The organism is Kribbella catacumbae DSM 19601 (genome assembly GCF_000372465.1).
Taxonomy (GTDB): domain Bacteria; phylum Actinomycetota; class Actinomycetes; order Propionibacteriales; family Kribbellaceae; genus Kribbella; species Kribbella catacumbae.
In genome coordinates this window covers 91474-104972 of sequence record NZ_AQUZ01000004.1, presented here as the reverse complement: position 1 = coordinate 104972, position 13499 = coordinate 91474, and the positions used below count along the sequence as shown (strand labels likewise).

General features: G+C 64.5%; 12 protein-coding genes. 7 read left to right on the top strand and 5 right to left on the bottom strand.

Annotated features, from left to right (window positions below):
- Nucleotides 1-117: 117 nt before the first annotated feature.
- The 3 genes from A3ES_RS0105800 to A3ES_RS0105790 all read right to left on the bottom strand — a co-directional run bounded on the left by A3ES_RS0105800 (nucleotide 118) and on the right by A3ES_RS0105790 (nucleotide 3515).
- The gene (locus A3ES_RS0105800; RefSeq protein WP_020385840.1) at nucleotides 118-1206 is read right to left on the bottom strand and encodes a winged helix DNA-binding domain-containing protein; all 1089 of its coding nucleotides are present in this window, start codon (nucleotides 1204-1206) and stop codon (nucleotides 118-120) included.
- Between the two features lie 61 nt (nucleotides 1207-1267).
- Nucleotides 1268-1882 (bottom strand): SDR family NAD(P)-dependent oxidoreductase, encoded by a 615-nt coding sequence (locus A3ES_RS46370; protein ID WP_020385839.1) that lies wholly within the window; start codon nucleotides 1880-1882, stop codon nucleotides 1268-1270.
- 172 nt (nucleotides 1883-2054) lie between these two features.
- Entirely contained in the window at nucleotides 2055-3515 is a 1461-nt protein-coding gene (locus tag A3ES_RS0105790; protein WP_020385838.1) for a flavin-containing monooxygenase, read from the bottom strand.
- 63 nt (nucleotides 3516-3578) lie between these two features.
- On the opposite strand from A3ES_RS0105790, the gene A3ES_RS0105785 reads away from it, so the two are divergent.
- Together A3ES_RS0105785 and A3ES_RS0105780 are read left to right on the top strand one after the other, a co-directional pair.
- The gene (locus A3ES_RS0105785; protein ID WP_026162583.1) at nucleotides 3579-4166 is read left to right on the top strand and encodes a TetR/AcrR family transcriptional regulator; all 588 of its coding nucleotides are present in this window, start codon (nucleotides 3579-3581) and stop codon (nucleotides 4164-4166) included.
- 124 nt (nucleotides 4167-4290) lie between these two features.
- Nucleotides 4291-5784, top strand: coding sequence for a M4 family metallopeptidase (locus tag A3ES_RS0105780; RefSeq protein WP_020385836.1), 1494 nt, complete (start codon nucleotides 4291-4293; stop codon nucleotides 5782-5784).
- Here A3ES_RS0105780 and A3ES_RS53830 read toward each other — a convergent pair.
- Together A3ES_RS53830 and A3ES_RS53825 are read right to left on the bottom strand one after the other, a co-directional pair.
- Nucleotides 5781-6740 carry a hypothetical protein gene (locus A3ES_RS53830; protein WP_157630356.1) on the bottom strand — a complete coding sequence of 320 codons (960 nt, stop codon included), beginning with the start codon at nucleotides 6738-6740 and terminating at the stop codon, nucleotides 5781-5783. The two genes, A3ES_RS0105780 and A3ES_RS53830, sit on opposite strands and share 4 nt — an antisense overlap.
- Nucleotides 6733-8439 (bottom strand): ATP-binding protein, encoded by a 1707-nt coding sequence (locus A3ES_RS53825; protein WP_157630355.1) that lies wholly within the window; start codon nucleotides 8437-8439, stop codon nucleotides 6733-6735. The genes A3ES_RS53830 and A3ES_RS53825 overlap by 8 nt, the downstream gene beginning before the upstream one ends.
- A gap of 96 nt (nucleotides 8440-8535) precedes the next feature.
- Here A3ES_RS53825 and A3ES_RS0105760 point away from each other — a divergent pair, with 96 nt between their 5' ends.
- The 5 genes from A3ES_RS0105760 (at nucleotide 8536) to A3ES_RS0105740 (ending at nucleotide 13446) form a co-directional block, all read left to right on the top strand.
- A complete protein-coding gene (locus A3ES_RS0105760) occupies nucleotides 8536-9450 on the top strand; it encodes an oxidoreductase (protein WP_020385832.1) in 915 nt (304 codons plus the stop codon).
- Nucleotides 9451-9525: 75 nt separating this feature from the next.
- Nucleotides 9526-11109, top strand: coding sequence for an alpha/beta fold hydrolase (locus A3ES_RS0105755; RefSeq protein ID WP_020385831.1), 1584 nt, complete (start codon nucleotides 9526-9528; stop codon nucleotides 11107-11109).
- Nucleotides 11110-11200: 91 nt separating this feature from the next.
- Entirely contained in the window at nucleotides 11201-12307 is a 1107-nt protein-coding gene (locus A3ES_RS0105750) for a lactonase family protein (protein ID WP_020385830.1), read from the top strand.
- Nucleotides 12308-12328: 21 nt separating this feature from the next.
- A complete protein-coding gene (locus A3ES_RS53820; protein WP_157630354.1) occupies nucleotides 12329-12481 on the top strand; it encodes a LamG domain-containing protein in 153 nt (50 codons plus the stop codon).
- A gap of 74 nt (nucleotides 12482-12555) precedes the next feature.
- The gene (locus A3ES_RS0105740; protein WP_020385828.1) at nucleotides 12556-13446 is read left to right on the top strand and encodes an aldo/keto reductase; all 891 of its coding nucleotides are present in this window, start codon (nucleotides 12556-12558) and stop codon (nucleotides 13444-13446) included.
- Nucleotides 13447-13499: the final 53 nt, after the last annotated feature.

The following is a 13499-nucleotide window of genomic DNA, read 5'->3' as shown; positions in this document are numbered from 1 at the left end:
TCTCTCCGGGGCTTTTGCCGCTTGTGGCTGCGGTGTCGGCTCTGCTGTTGCAGATTCGACGTTCGTAAGCGCTAGCCGCGTTCAGCTCGACCCTCAGGGGTCGAGCTGTTCGTGCGTTCAGGGGAGGAAGCGGACCTCGGTTGTGCTGGCTGATGGTGCGGTGAAGGCAAGCAGGTTGTGAGCTTCGGTCTCAAGGCTCTTGCGGGTCGCGGCTGAGGTCTTCGTGATGGGTTCGATTTCGATGGTTGCGGTCTTCTTGCCTTGCTGGAGGAGTTTCCAGAGGGCGGTTACGTGGCCGTTGTGGAGTATTGCGCCTCGGCTTAGGGCGTCTGGAGGGGTGGAGGCGGGGTAGAAGCGGGTTCGGTCTGCGTGGGAGAGGAGGAGGTTGTCGTATTCGGGGAGGAAGCGGGTGGGGGCTGAGGTGTCTTCCGGGGGGAGGGTGATGGTGGGGAGGTCGTAGAGGGGGCGGGGGGAGGTGGGGGTGGTGTAGGTGCGGAGGTCTAGGCGGTCGAAGACTTCGGAGAGGTGGGTTAGGCCGGACCAGGATTGGGCGTCGGCTACTGAGGCGGGGCCGTAGGCGGCCAGGTAGCGGAGGACTAGCTGGTCTACGTCGGGCTCGGGAGTGATGGGGGAGTCGAGCCAGAGGTCGGCTGTGGTCATGGTGGGGTTGCCGCCTTTGCCCCAGACGCCGCGGGGTGGGATCTGGATGGTGGGGAGCAGGCAGCGGACGGCGTGGGCCAGGGAGGGGGCGTCGTGGCCGGGCCAGAGTGCTGAGAGGTGCTCGCGGAGTTCCACGGCGGTGGCCGGTGCGGTGGTCATGCGGTCGATGCCGGCGCGGAGTACGGCGGGCATGGCGACGCCTTCGAGGCGTTTGCGGCCGTACGTCGTGTTGGAGTAGACCTCGCGTTCGAGGCGGGGCTGGATCAAGCCGCGGATCGCCAGGAAGTCGCGGCTCGACATCAGGTGGATCGTGGCCCGCATCAGCGAACCGCGGACGGCTTCGCGGTTCTCCAGCAGGCCGGCCAGTTCCAGCGGGTCGAAGTCGAGCAGCCGGGTCCACAGGCCGACGTACGGGGCGAGGGGGATCTGGGCCTGCATGCCGACCAGGTGTTCGATCGCTTCGAGGGCGGTGACGGAGCGGCGTTCGAGCAGCCACTGGCGTTCGAGGGTGGCACGGTTCAGGGCACGCAGACTCAACTTCGTCATGGCTGATCCTCTCTTGGGTCCGAGGCCAACGCTAGGAGAGGAAGAGGCCAGGTTCAGTCCGCTACTCCCGGCGGGTGAAGGCCTCGAGGCGAGCCGAGTACGCCGCCCGCGCGGCCGCGTCCGCCGTCAGCCCGCGGTCGTCGCCGAGCACCCGCCGCGCGAACGCCATCAACGGCTCGGGTACGAGTCCGTCGAGCAGACCCCATCCGGCCAGGAAGCCGGGCACCGGCGTCTCTGCCCGGCGCGTGTGGCAAGTCCGGACCACTGCCGCAGCGACATCCTCCGGATCCACTGTCGGCAAAATCCCACCCAGCCGTACGCCGGATGACAGCGACGTCCGTACTGCGCTCGGCAACACCGCACTGACACTCACCCCGGTCTCATGCAGTTCCCGCCGTACTGCGGCCGACAACCCCACCGCCGCGTACTTCGAGGCGTTGTCAACCGCCATCCCCGGAAACGGGATCTTGCCAGCCATCGACGCCACGTTCACCACATGACCGTGGCCCTGGGCAACCATTCCGGGCACGACCAGCCGCATCCCGTGGATCAGCCCCCACACGTTGACGTCGAGCGTCGCCCGGCTGATCTCGTCGGGCTCGTCGAGGAACGGACCGAGCGGCATCACGCCGGCGTTGTTCACCAGTACGTCGATCCGCCCCGTCTCGCTGAGCACGGATCCACAAAGACCGAGTACGACGTACGCGAGGTGACATCGAGAACCCGCGGGCCATCCAGATCGCCGACATAAACGGAAGCACCAAGAGCCGAGAACGCCGAAGCCGTGGCCGCCCCGATTCCACGCGCGCCACCCGTGACCACCACGACCGAACGGGACAGAGCTAGCCTCATCGCACAACCTCCACACCTGAATGAATCGCGTAGTCGCCGGGAGAGAACCTTCCGACCCGGGCCCGGAGCCGCCGAGTCGACCACGGCCAGTTGAAGCTGTTTCGCCCATTGGTGTCGTGGTAGTAGCTCGCACACCCACCGGTCTCGTAAACCGTTGTCTGCAAGGCGTCCTGCACCTCCGCATTGAACGACTCCTGTACTGCGGGCCGCAAGTCAAGGCTCGACCAGCCGTGCCGGAGCAGGCCTGAGATGGCGGCGATCGTGTGATCGAGTTGCGCCTCCAGGATCATGAAGGCCGACGTGTGCCCGGTACCGAGACTCGGCCCGAGCAGGTTGAACGCATTCGGGAAGCCGGCCACGGTGGTGCCGAGATAGGCAGTCGGGCTGCCCTGCCAATGGTCCTGCAGGCTTCGGCCGGCGGCGTCGAACACTCTGCTTGCCAACGGCAACGAGAGGATCTTGAACCCGGTGCCCAGGACAACGACATCGACGGCGGCAACCGATCCGTCGGTGCCGACCACAGAAGACTCGTTGACCGAGGCAACACCAGAGTGAACCGTGACGTTGCTGGCAGCAACCGCCGGGTAGTAGTCGTTGGACATCAGAATCCGCTTGCACCCAAGGGTGTACGAAGGCGTCAAGGCAGCACGCAGCAACGGATCCCGCACCGACCGCCGCAGATGCCAAGCGCCCACCCGCTGGAGCTGACGCATCACGGCCGGCTTCCTGAAGCCAACCCCGAGCGCCTCCATTCCGAAGTATTCGGCGGCTCGCAAAGCGCGCTGAGCCGCCGGAACCCGCCGCATCAACCAGCGCTCAAGAGGCGGCACGTAGTGGTCGGGCTTCGGTAACACCCACTGCGCCGTCCGCTGAAACAGATGCAGCGAAGACACCAGCGGCTGGATCGCCGGCACGAACTGCACCGCCGACGCGCCCGTGCCGATCACCGCGACCCGCTTCCCGCGCAGATCGACCGAGTGATCCCACCGCGACGAGTGAAACAGGGGCCCGTCAAACGACATCGGCACCGAAGGCATCAAAGGCTCATGCCAGGGCCCGGTCCCAGTGATCAGTACCCGAGCCGTGAGCTCACCAGCAGACGTCGAGACGACCCAATGCTGCGCCTCGTCCGACCACGAAGCCCGCAGCATCTCCACCCCGAACCGCGTGTGCGAGAGCACCCCGTACTGCGCTGCCGTCGACTCCAGATACCCGCGGATCTCCGCTTGCCCCGCGAAGGCGCGAGTCCACGACGGATTCGGCGCAAAGGAATACGAGTACAACGCCGACGGCACATCGCACGCACACCCCGGATAGGTGTTGTCGCGCCAGGTCCCACCCAGCGACTCCGCCTTCTCCAGGACGGCGAAGGACGTGATCCCCACCTGCAGCAGCCGGATCGCCGCGCCGATGCCGGAAGCGCCCGCTCCAACGATCAGTACCTCGTGGTCAGCCATCTTCGGAGACTAGCGGTATCTGAATACCATGGGAACCCCAAGCAACCCACTAGAGTCGGGGCCATGCCGAGAATGACGCGGGTGGAGAGCCAGGCGCGGACCCGCGAGACGCTCGTCGCGACCGCTACCGAGCTCTTCCTCCAGGACGGTTACGCGGCGACGAGCCTGGAGAAGGTCGCGGATGAGGCCGGCTTCTCCAAGGGCGCGGTCTACTCGAACTTCCGGAACAAGGATGAGCTCTGCCTCGCCGTCGTCGACGCGATCCGGGCCGGCCAGGCGCACAAGATGGCAACCGCGCTGGAGGGCGCGGCGACGCTCGAGGACATGCTCTCCGCGTTCCAGCGCTGGGCCGAGGAGACCATCGGCGACCAGGCCTGGACGGTCTTCGAGGTGGAGTTCGCGACCCGCGCCCGGCAGGACGACGCCGTACGCCGGGAGCTTGCTCTTCGCAATGCTCAGATCCGGGCAGCCATCACCTTGTTGCTCACCGAGCACGCGGAGGAGTTCGGCATCGTGCTCCCGATGCCCGCGGAAGACTGCGCGACGGCGCTGCTCAGCCTCGGCGTCGGTCTCGGAGTACAGCGCGCGATCGATCCCGACGTCGGCGTCGCCGTTCTCCCTGGCGTGATCAGGCTCCTCGCAGGGGGCTAGATGTTTTCCCTTGCCCACCCGTGATCACGCAAAGTTTTGCTTCCCACGGTGGTGTCCGGCGAACTAGGGTCGCGACGGATCGTAGTCGTACCACCACGGTCGTCCACCCTGGGAGGGAATGAGTATGACGAAACACGTGCGTCGCCGGAAGGCGATCGCGGCCATCACCGCCACCGGGGCGATGCTGGCAGTCGGGATGTCGTTCACCAGCGCAGCGGGGGCAGCGCCGGCGGGCAGTTCGGCCGCCGCGGCGAGCAGCGCGGTACCGGGCAACCTGAAGCTGATCAAGACCAAGACTTCACTGCTCGGCAAGCACCACTGGTACCAGCAGACCTTCAAGGGCCTGCCGGTGATCAACGGGTACTACGCGCAGCACGTCGACAAGTCGGGCAAGATCGTCCAGGTCTCCGACGGGCGCGACGCCGTACCGGCGAGCCTCGACGTGAGCGCGAAGGTGCCGTCGGCAACTGCCACGAAGTCGGCCAACACCGCGGCCACGGCCCGGGCCGCGCGGAGCCGTAGTACCGGCGGGAAGGGAGTCGTTCCGACCCCGGCCGCGACCCAGGGAACGGCCCAGCTCGCCGTCGTCGGCGGACCGGACGCGCGCCTGGTCTGGAACGTCACCTCGCGCTCGACCGAGGGCGTCATCCGCTCGCTGGTCGATGCCAAGGACGGCAAGGTGGTCAAGTCCGAGGTGATCAGCGACCACGCCGACGGCAGAGGCTCGGTGTTCGATCCGAACCCGGTCGTGACGCTGAAGAACGAGGACCTGGTCGACAACGACGACAAGAACCAGAACGACCTGTTCCTGGCGCAGAAGAACGTGATCCTCCGCAACCTGGACGGCTCGGGCAACCTGGTCGGCCCGTACGTCAACATCAAGGAAGCCAAGGGCGGCGTCGCCTACAACAAGAACAACAACTTCGTCTTCCAGCGCGCGAACGACAAGTTCGAGCAGGTGATGGCGTACTACCAGGTCAACCAGACCCAGGAGTACATCCACTCGCTCGGCTTCACCGAGGTGAACAACGAGTCGCAGGACTTCTCGATCAACACCTTCGACGGTGACAACTCGTTCTACGACCCGTCGATCGACATGATCACGATGGGCGAGGGTGGCGTCGACGACGCCGAGGACGCCGAGGTGATCTGGCACGAGTACGGTCACGCGATCCAGGACGACATCGTCCCCGGGTACGGCGAATCGGCCGAGGCCGGCGCGATGGGTGAGGGCTTCGGCGACTACTGGGCCGTCACGATGTCCGTCCCGGTCAGCAAGAACTACGACCTGCCGTGCGTGATGGACTGGGACGCGGTGTCGTACACCTCCGGCCCGAAGCACTGCCTGCGGCGGACCGACACCGGCAAGACCACCGACGACATGGTGGGTCAGGTGCACGCCGATGGTGAGATCTGGTCGAACGCGCTGTGGGACATCCACCAGGCGCTCGGCCGGAACAAGGCCAACAAGGTGATCCTGCAGGGCACGTTCTTCTACGCGCCGGACACCTCGTTCGCCGACGCCGCGCGGGTCACCGTCCAGTCGGCTCGCCTGCTCTATGGCAAGGCGGCCGCGGACAAGGTCACCACCGCCTTCAAGGCACGCAAGATCCTCTAAGTGCCCAACTGATCCGTCGGTGCCACCAACTTCCCCGAGTTTCGTGGCACCGACAGATCCGGCGGCTTGGCGACAGACTTGACTGCCAGGCGGCTGTTGGTTACCGCGTCCGCCACGACGCGGGCGGTATCCATCAGTTGATCGACAGTTGACGCCGTCGCTCGACCTTGGCTCGGGTCTACTTTTGAGGCAAACAAAGTCAACAGCCGGCCAAGCTTGGTCGAGTCGGCTCGTTTCGTTCCGCGTAGTACTCCGGAAGTAAGCCAGTCCCATAAAATGGTCCGGCCTACCTCTGTGTTAATTTCTCGAACCAGGTTCATACAGACTGCTCCTGCAGCAGCAACCTCCGAATGCTCCAGGGTCACCATGCAGTGACCTTTTCCGGCTGGTAGTTCGAACTGCTCGGCATTCGTCGAATTAACTACACCTCGAGAATGAACGAGAGCGTGCCGCAGTTGGCAGAGACCTTCGAACTCCGCAATGGCCTCATTCAGTGAAGAGTTCGGCTTTATCGATATGCCGAATCGCTCTCGCAGTACGTTCGCCACTTTTCCAGGCTCGCTAAACGTCACGCGTTCGGTCAGGGCGTGCTCAATGTTCTTAGCTTCGTAGAAATCTAAAGCACCAAAGGGTATCTGCACGCTACTGTTGCGTTTGCGAAGATTAGGACATAGGCGAACGCTTTGCGCTAATAATCTTCGCAGGAACAGTTCTGTTGCGCTGACATAGCCCAAGACCATCTGGCCAGCCAAGAGTTCTTCGAGTTCTTGTCTGATGGTCCCTTGGCCCACCAGGCCGCCTAGGGCCGTCAGTCCCTGATGGGTCGAATAGAACTCATCGATTGGATTGTGGTCATCTCCGATCTGTGACCGCTCAATGAAATTCGACCAGTCGATGGCAGAGAATCGCGCAGGAGCATTCAAGACAACCTTGTCGATCTCCGTGTGCCTAGACACTTACGAACTCCTCCGCAACCGAGTAAATACGCCGTGCCCACACTTGGCCCACGCGTTCAGCCTTCCGAAGTTCCTGCTGCCCCCGATCGCGAAGTATGTCTTCCACACGCAAGAGCCTTTGGTTCTTGAGCGACTCAATCTTGCGAGGAGTAAGCGGCAACTGGTCGACTGGAGTGCGCAGTAGCGCAGCGAACCGGCTTTCGTCAAGAAGTTCCGAGCCGCAGACATGACAAAAGCGAGCTTCTTGAATCAGGCGAGGGGATCCGCAATTCTGACAAGACCCAACCATGAGTCGGCATTCTTTGGCTTCAGACTTATTTAGGAGTGTCTCACTTAGTACACGCTTGTAGGTTCCAACTCGAGTGAACCGAATAAGTGATCCCGCGCGCTGCGCCAAGGTCGGATTTTTTCCGAACCGCAACGCATTGCCTTCCATGAGCACGGCCCCATGCAAGGAGAACTTCGTAAAGGTTCCTCCGCTGCCAAGGCTTACGCTCTCGTTAGTTTGCCGGACGATGCCTGCATACTCCAGCAGACTCAGAATAGTTAGCAACCTCTGATCGATTGGCTGGCGGATGGCAACGTCGAGCGCTTGACTTGCTGTTTCCTGTTTATCGAAGCGGGTCGAGTTGAGGTCCCTGAGTTCTGAAACTATACGTTGCTCGACGGTCAGCCCGGTCTCGACGTACATGCTGTAGCTCGGAAGTTTGTCGGCGAGCGTCATGTACAGCTTGCGCAACTGCTGAGCTTGTTCACCAATGATCGTGTTTGCTTGCCTTGCAATTCGCCCCGAATTGGTCGGCAGATTGTTCAAGTACTCTTCGAGCATCGCCAGGAAGGTTCTAGGTACGCCGAACGCAGCTCCGGCGAAAAGATCTACAACATCGCCTGGGATTCCCTTTTGCATGGAGTCTGGAAATCTTCTCGTAAATAGGCTGCGCATGAAGCGCAGATACTGTTCGCCGTCAACTGGAATCCAAGCGTGAATGATCTTTGCGTCATGTCCAACATGAAAGTTGGGGCTGAATTCTGTGACGCCAGGGTAGATCGCAGCTTTGTAAGTGACGTTAGGGTTGCGGATACTGCGAAGAAATTCAAAGAATACCCGCTGCTGGTCTGGAACAAATGCGTGCGCCGCATCGTCGAGGAGGAGAATGACGCGACGATGGCCGGCTTCGGATGCCCACATCTCCAGCATTCGCGAGAGTTGCGCGGGGCCGGGAAGTTGTAGTCGATCGGTGGAGGGGTCGCTTTCGGCGGCATCAACGAAATTCTGGCATTCCTTCGCCATCGCCTTGAGCTTCTGATTGTTTGGAACGTGATCGCTAATTGCAACTATTATCCGAGCGACCAGCCAGTCCTGGAAGAAGCCGTCTGCGTCAGCGCGCTGTTTGTATGCTGGTTCAAGGAATAGATACTTCCCATAGTTAACATAGACGGCGATGTCTGGTGTCGTCGAATTAATCCGACGATCAGCGAGCCTGAGCAAAGTTGTCTTTCCGCACCCGCGAGGCCCGCTGAGCAGACGTGGGCCTTGGGCCATCAGTTGTCTTAAGACGGTTCGTTCGAATGGGCTCACCTCGGTCCAGGCTGAAAACTGATCGAGCGACAGATTCTCGGCACGCTCCTCGAAGATGGCGCCATTGACCTCGCCCTGCGTGTCGCTTGAGTCCGACGAACCTGGCGTGACGCTCGGCATAGATTACCCTCCGTGGTAGTTCTGCCGGAGACACTACAGATAAAGCTCAATAGCTGGGAGTGCACCGGCTCATGCGCCCACCACTACTGTGGGCGCATGAGCTGGAGCACTGCGGACATCCCAGACCTGACCGGACGGCGCGCCCTCGTCACCGGCGCGACCAGTGGACTCGGCTACGAGACCGCTCTCGAACTCCTCAAGCACGGCGCCGAGGTGATCATCGCGGCGCGCAACCCGGAGAAGTCCCTGCAGGCGGCCGCCAGACTCGCCGCCGCCTCCGGTCGGGCGGAGCCCGAGATCCTCGAGCTCGACCTCGCCGACCTGACCAGCGTGAAGACCGCTGCTGAGCAGTTCAAGCACGATCGCCTGGACCTCCTCGTGAACAACGCCGGCGTGATGGCGACGCCGTACCGGCAGACCGCCGACGGGTTCGAGTTGCAGGTCGGCACCAACCATCTCGGCCACTTTGCCATAACCGCCCGCTTGCTGCCGTTGCTGCTCAAGGCCGAGAGCCCCCGGGTCGTGACGGTCAGCTCGTTCATGCACAAGACCGTCAGCACCATCAGGCAGAGCGACCTCCGGGCCGAGAACGGTTACGCGAAATGGGACGCCTACGGGAAGTCCAAGCTGGCCAACCTGCTGTTCATGTCCGAGCTCGACCGCCGCGCGCGAGCAGCCGGCACGCCGCTCCTCAGTCTCGGCGCCCATCCCGGCTACGCGCGAACTCACCTGCAGACGTCAGGTCCGCAACTGGGCGGCGCCAACCTGGAGGCCCGCATCATGGGCTTCGGCACCAAGCTCGTCGCCCAGTCCGCCGCGGCGGGCGCCTGGCCCAGCCTGTACGCCGCGACGATGCCCGGCGTGCGACCCGGCTCGTACTACGGCCCGTCGTTCTTCGAGTACCGCGGCAAGCCGAAGCTGGTCCACCCGACCAAAGCAGCCCGGGACCCCGAGCTGGCCCAGCGGCTGTGGGCGTGGTCCGTGGAGGCCACGGGAATCGACGCGTTCTGAGCTAGTGACACACCAGGGCTCCGTGGTTACCCTTCGGTAAAACTGACCAGTAACCCCCGCCCCGGAGGTCAACCGATGCGCAGACTCGTGGTCGCCCTTGCCGTCCTGATCGCGAGCGTCGGTCTCGCCCCCGCCCCGGCGCAGGCCGCGCCCGGCTTCAGTACGGCGTACCAGCGCATCCCCGGCGCGGGTGGTACCGAGATCGGTGCCGTCGTGCTCACCCCGACCGGGCAAGGTGCCGGTCCGTTCCCGCTCGTGGTGATGCCGTCCAGCTGGGGTGTGCCGAATCTCGAATACGTCGGCCAGGGCAGCAAGCTCGCCAAGGCCGGGTTCCAGGTCATCTCGTACTCCAGCCGCGGGTTCTGGGACTCCGCCGGCGGCATCGACATCGCGGGTCCGCCGACCGTTGCCGATGTCACCGAAGTGATCGACTGGGCCGCCGAGCACACGCCGGCCGACACCAGTCGGGTCGCTTCGGTCGGCATCTCGTACGGCGCCGGCATCTCGCTGCTGGCCAGTGCGCAGGACCCACGGATCAAGGCGGTCGGTGCGCTCAGCGGTTGGGCCGACCTGATCGCCTCGCTGGACCCCAACGAGACGGTCAACCTGCAGGCGGTCGCCGCACTGCTTGCCCTTGGCAACCTCACCGGCCGGCCCGGGCCGGAGATGCAGACCTTGCAGACCAAGTTCATCAGCGGCGACTTCGATGGCGCGGTGGCCGATGCGAAGGCGCTCGCGCCGGTGCGCTCGGCGGCGACCGTGGTCGACCGGATCGACGCGAACCGCCCGGCCGTCTTCCTCGCCAACGCCTTCGAGGACTCGATCTTCCCGCCCACGCAGTACACGGACTTCTTCACCCGGCTGACCGGGCCGAAGCGGTTGCACCTCGCGCATGGCGACCACTCCACCCCCGAGGTGACCGGTGCTATCGGCCTGCCCAACGAGATCTGGGACGAGCTCGCGCCCTGGCTGAAGCACTTCCTCACCGGCGCGGACAACGGCGCCGACCAAGAGTCGCCCGTCCAGTTGAAGTCGCAGCGCAATGTCTGGCGCGGCTACTCCGACTGGGCCGCCGTCGGCTCGCCCAAGACGTCGTACCTGACCAAGCCGGCCGGCTTGTCGCGCACTGGCGCCTTGCAGGCCAATGCATCCACCGGCTGGTCCAACGGCATCGGCGCAGGCGTCCCCACGGTCGCGGATAGCGGTGTGGTGCTCGTTTCCGGCGCTCTGCAAGGGCTGCTGTCGATCCCGGTCGGCGTCGCCATACCGTTCGTCGATCGCACCTTCGCGGGCGTGTGGTCCGGACCGGCGTACAGCTCCAGGACGGTGATCAACGGAACTCCGCGTTTGCACGTGACCGTCACGCCCAGCGCGCGCGACACCTCGCTCTTCGCCTACCTGTACGACGTTGACGCGCTGGGCGTCGGATCACTCGTCTCGCACAAGCCCTATACGTTGCGCGGGGCAACAGTTGGGCAGCCCAAGACGCTCGACTTCCGGCTGGAGTCGACGAGTTGGGAGGTGCCCGCCGGGCATCATCTGGTCCTGGTCGTCGACACCGTCGATCCGCGCTACCTCGGCCGCAGCAAGCTCGGCAGCACCGTGAGCTTCAGTTCCCCCGCCACCGACCCCTCATGGCTCAGCATCCCTGTTGCGTAACCTGCAACTCAGGTTGTACCCCTTGCCACATCCTCCGAGCTAGGCCACCCTATGTGGTCGGACGATCACCTAAAAGCTCGGAGGATGTGTCATGGGTACGAGCCGCCGCCGTTTCCTCGGACTCACCGCCGCTGCCGTCGGCAGCGCAGCAGTCGGGATGGCCACGCCAGCCTCGGCCAAATGCCGAGCCAGTTCGACGCTGTATCTCGGCACCTACACGGCCTCGCCAGGTGGGGGCACCGGCATCGGGCTGGCGTCGTACGACGTGGCGTCCGGCCAGCTCACCTCGACCGGCGTGCTGGCCGGCGTACAGAACCCGTCCTTCCTGATCCTGTCCCGTTCGGGCCGCAGCCTGTACGCCGTCAACGAGCAGGCGCCGGGCGGCGTCACCGCGATCGCCGTGGACTCACCCGGCAAGCTGCGGGTACTCAATCGTCAGCCCAACGGTGGATCCGCGCCCTGTCATCTGGATCTGGTTGCCAACGGCAAATACCTCGTGAGCGCCAACTACAGCTCCGGCGACCTCGCCGTCCATCCGGTCCGGGCCGACGGGAGCCTTGGGCAACAAACCGATCTGGTCAAGCACGCAGGCGCGGCACCCCATGCCCATCAGGTGCTGCAGGATCCGACCGGCAACTACGTCCTGGCCGTCGACCTGGGCACCGACTCGATCTACACCTACACGATTGCCAACGGCAAGCTCACGTTGCGAAGCCAGGCGAAGGTGAAGGCCGGCGCCGGACCACGCCACCTCGCCTTCCACCCGAACGGCCGCTACGCCTACGTCGCCGGCGAACTGGACAGCACGATCACCGTCTGCCGGTACGACGGATCGACCGGCAAGATCACTCCTGGCGCGGCGCAGTCCACGATCCCGGCCGGCTCGCCGGCGAACTACCCCGGCGAGGTGATCGTGTCGCCGGACGGACGGTTCGTCTACCTGACCAATCGCGGCCACAACAGCGTCGCCGTCTTCGCCGTCGAGCCCGGGGGAGCATACCTGCGCCGGATCGGTACGCCGTCCTGCGGCGGCGACTGGCCACGCCATGTGACGCTGGATCCGACCGGGCAACTGATGTTCGTTTCCAACCAGAAGTCGAACAACATCGCTACCTTCCAGGTCGACGCCCGGACCGGCGGGCTGACGCCCAAGACCTCGTTCTCCGCGCCGATCCCGGTCTGCGTACTCCCGGGCTGATGTTTGGTTTTGGCTGAACTCTTGCCATCCTCGACCGGGAACGCCGTGATCGGCCGAGCCAAGTTCGGCGGCAACTCGGTCGACTACCTGGACGGAACCGTCGACCAGGTCCACTTCTTCGACCGGAGCCTCGGCGCGGAGGAGGTGCGCACCCTGTACGCCTCGGGACGCTGACCGAAGTTTCGAGGTGCGATGTGGTCGCAAAACACGGATGCTGGTAGTGGTGCCGCACTAGGGAGGACAAGAACATGCCCGCTCCCAGCCACGTTCTCAGCCCGTTGACCGCGACCAAGTTCCGGCTGCCCCGGTTCGGGCTCGGCGGATCGCCGATCGGCGACCTACCGAGCCCGGACGGGGACGCGGCCGCGACGGCCACCATCGACGCGGCGTACCAGGCCGGGATCCGGTACTTCGACACCGCTCCGCGCTACGGCCGCGGACGCTCCGAAGAGCGCTTCGGTACTGCGCTCGGCCGTCGGCCACGTGGGGACTACCTGCTCTCCACCAAGGTCGGCCGGACAGTCGACGGTACTGCGGACTTCTCCGCCGACGGCATTCGCAGCTCGCTCGCCGAAAGCCGTGACAGGCTCGGCCTGGACGTCGACCTGGTCTTCCTGCACGACCCGGGGGAGCACTGGCAGCAGGCGATCGCGGAGGCGTATCCGGTCCTCCACGAGCTGCGCGCGGAGCGGTCGATCGCCGGAATCGGGGTGGCCGCGGATGACTGGCAACTGCTCGATCGGTTCGTCCGCGACACCGAGCTCGACGCGGTCCTGCTGGCCGGGCAGTACTCGCTGCTCGACCGCTCGGCGACACCGCTCCTGGATCGCTGCCAGGCGAAAGGCGTCCTGGCGATCGCGTCCGGAGTACTGAGCAGGCAGGTGCTGCAGATCGATCGATCCAAACAAGCGACTGACCCTGGCGTCATCCTGGCGCGCCGCATCTCGGCCGTCTGCGAGCGGTACGGCGTGTCGCTGCCGCAGGCCGCATTGGCCTTCCCTGGCAGGCATTCCGCGGTCAGCTCGGTGCTGATCGGCGCCGCCAGCCAGGCCGAGATCCGGGCCGACGCGGCGTTGGTCCGGCAATCGGTTCCCGCCGACCTGTGGCGTGATGAAGAACTCCTGAGACTTCTGGCTTAGCCACCTCTTGTCAGCCACCACAGGGCTGGGCGATTCTGTTGCCTTCGATTCCT

Coding starts and splice junctions, on each gene's coding strand:
- A3ES_RS0105800 (WP_020385840.1), bottom strand. CDS start 1,206: ATGACGAAGTTGAGTCTGCGTGCCCTGAACCGTGCCACCCTCGAACGC.
- A3ES_RS0105790 (WP_020385838.1), bottom strand. CDS start 3,515: ATGGCTGACCACGAGGTACTGATCGTTGGAGCGGGCGCTTCCGGCATC.
- A3ES_RS0105785 (WP_026162583.1), top strand. CDS start 3,579: ATGCCGAGAATGACGCGGGTGGAGAGCCAGGCGCGGACCCGCGAGACG.
- A3ES_RS0105780 (WP_020385836.1), top strand. CDS start 4,291: ATGACGAAACACGTGCGTCGCCGGAAGGCGATCGCGGCCATCACCGCC.
- A3ES_RS53825 (WP_157630355.1), bottom strand. CDS start 8,439: ATGCCGAGCGTCACGCCAGGTTCGTCGGACTCAAGCGACACGCAGGGC.
- A3ES_RS0105760 (WP_020385832.1), top strand. CDS start 8,536: ATGAGCTGGAGCACTGCGGACATCCCAGACCTGACCGGACGGCGCGCC.
- A3ES_RS0105755 (WP_020385831.1), top strand. CDS start 9,526: ATGCGCAGACTCGTGGTCGCCCTTGCCGTCCTGATCGCGAGCGTCGGT.
- A3ES_RS0105750 (WP_020385830.1), top strand. CDS start 11,201: ATGGGTACGAGCCGCCGCCGTTTCCTCGGACTCACCGCCGCTGCCGTC.
- A3ES_RS0105740 (WP_020385828.1), top strand. CDS start 12,556: ATGCCCGCTCCCAGCCACGTTCTCAGCCCGTTGACCGCGACCAAGTTC.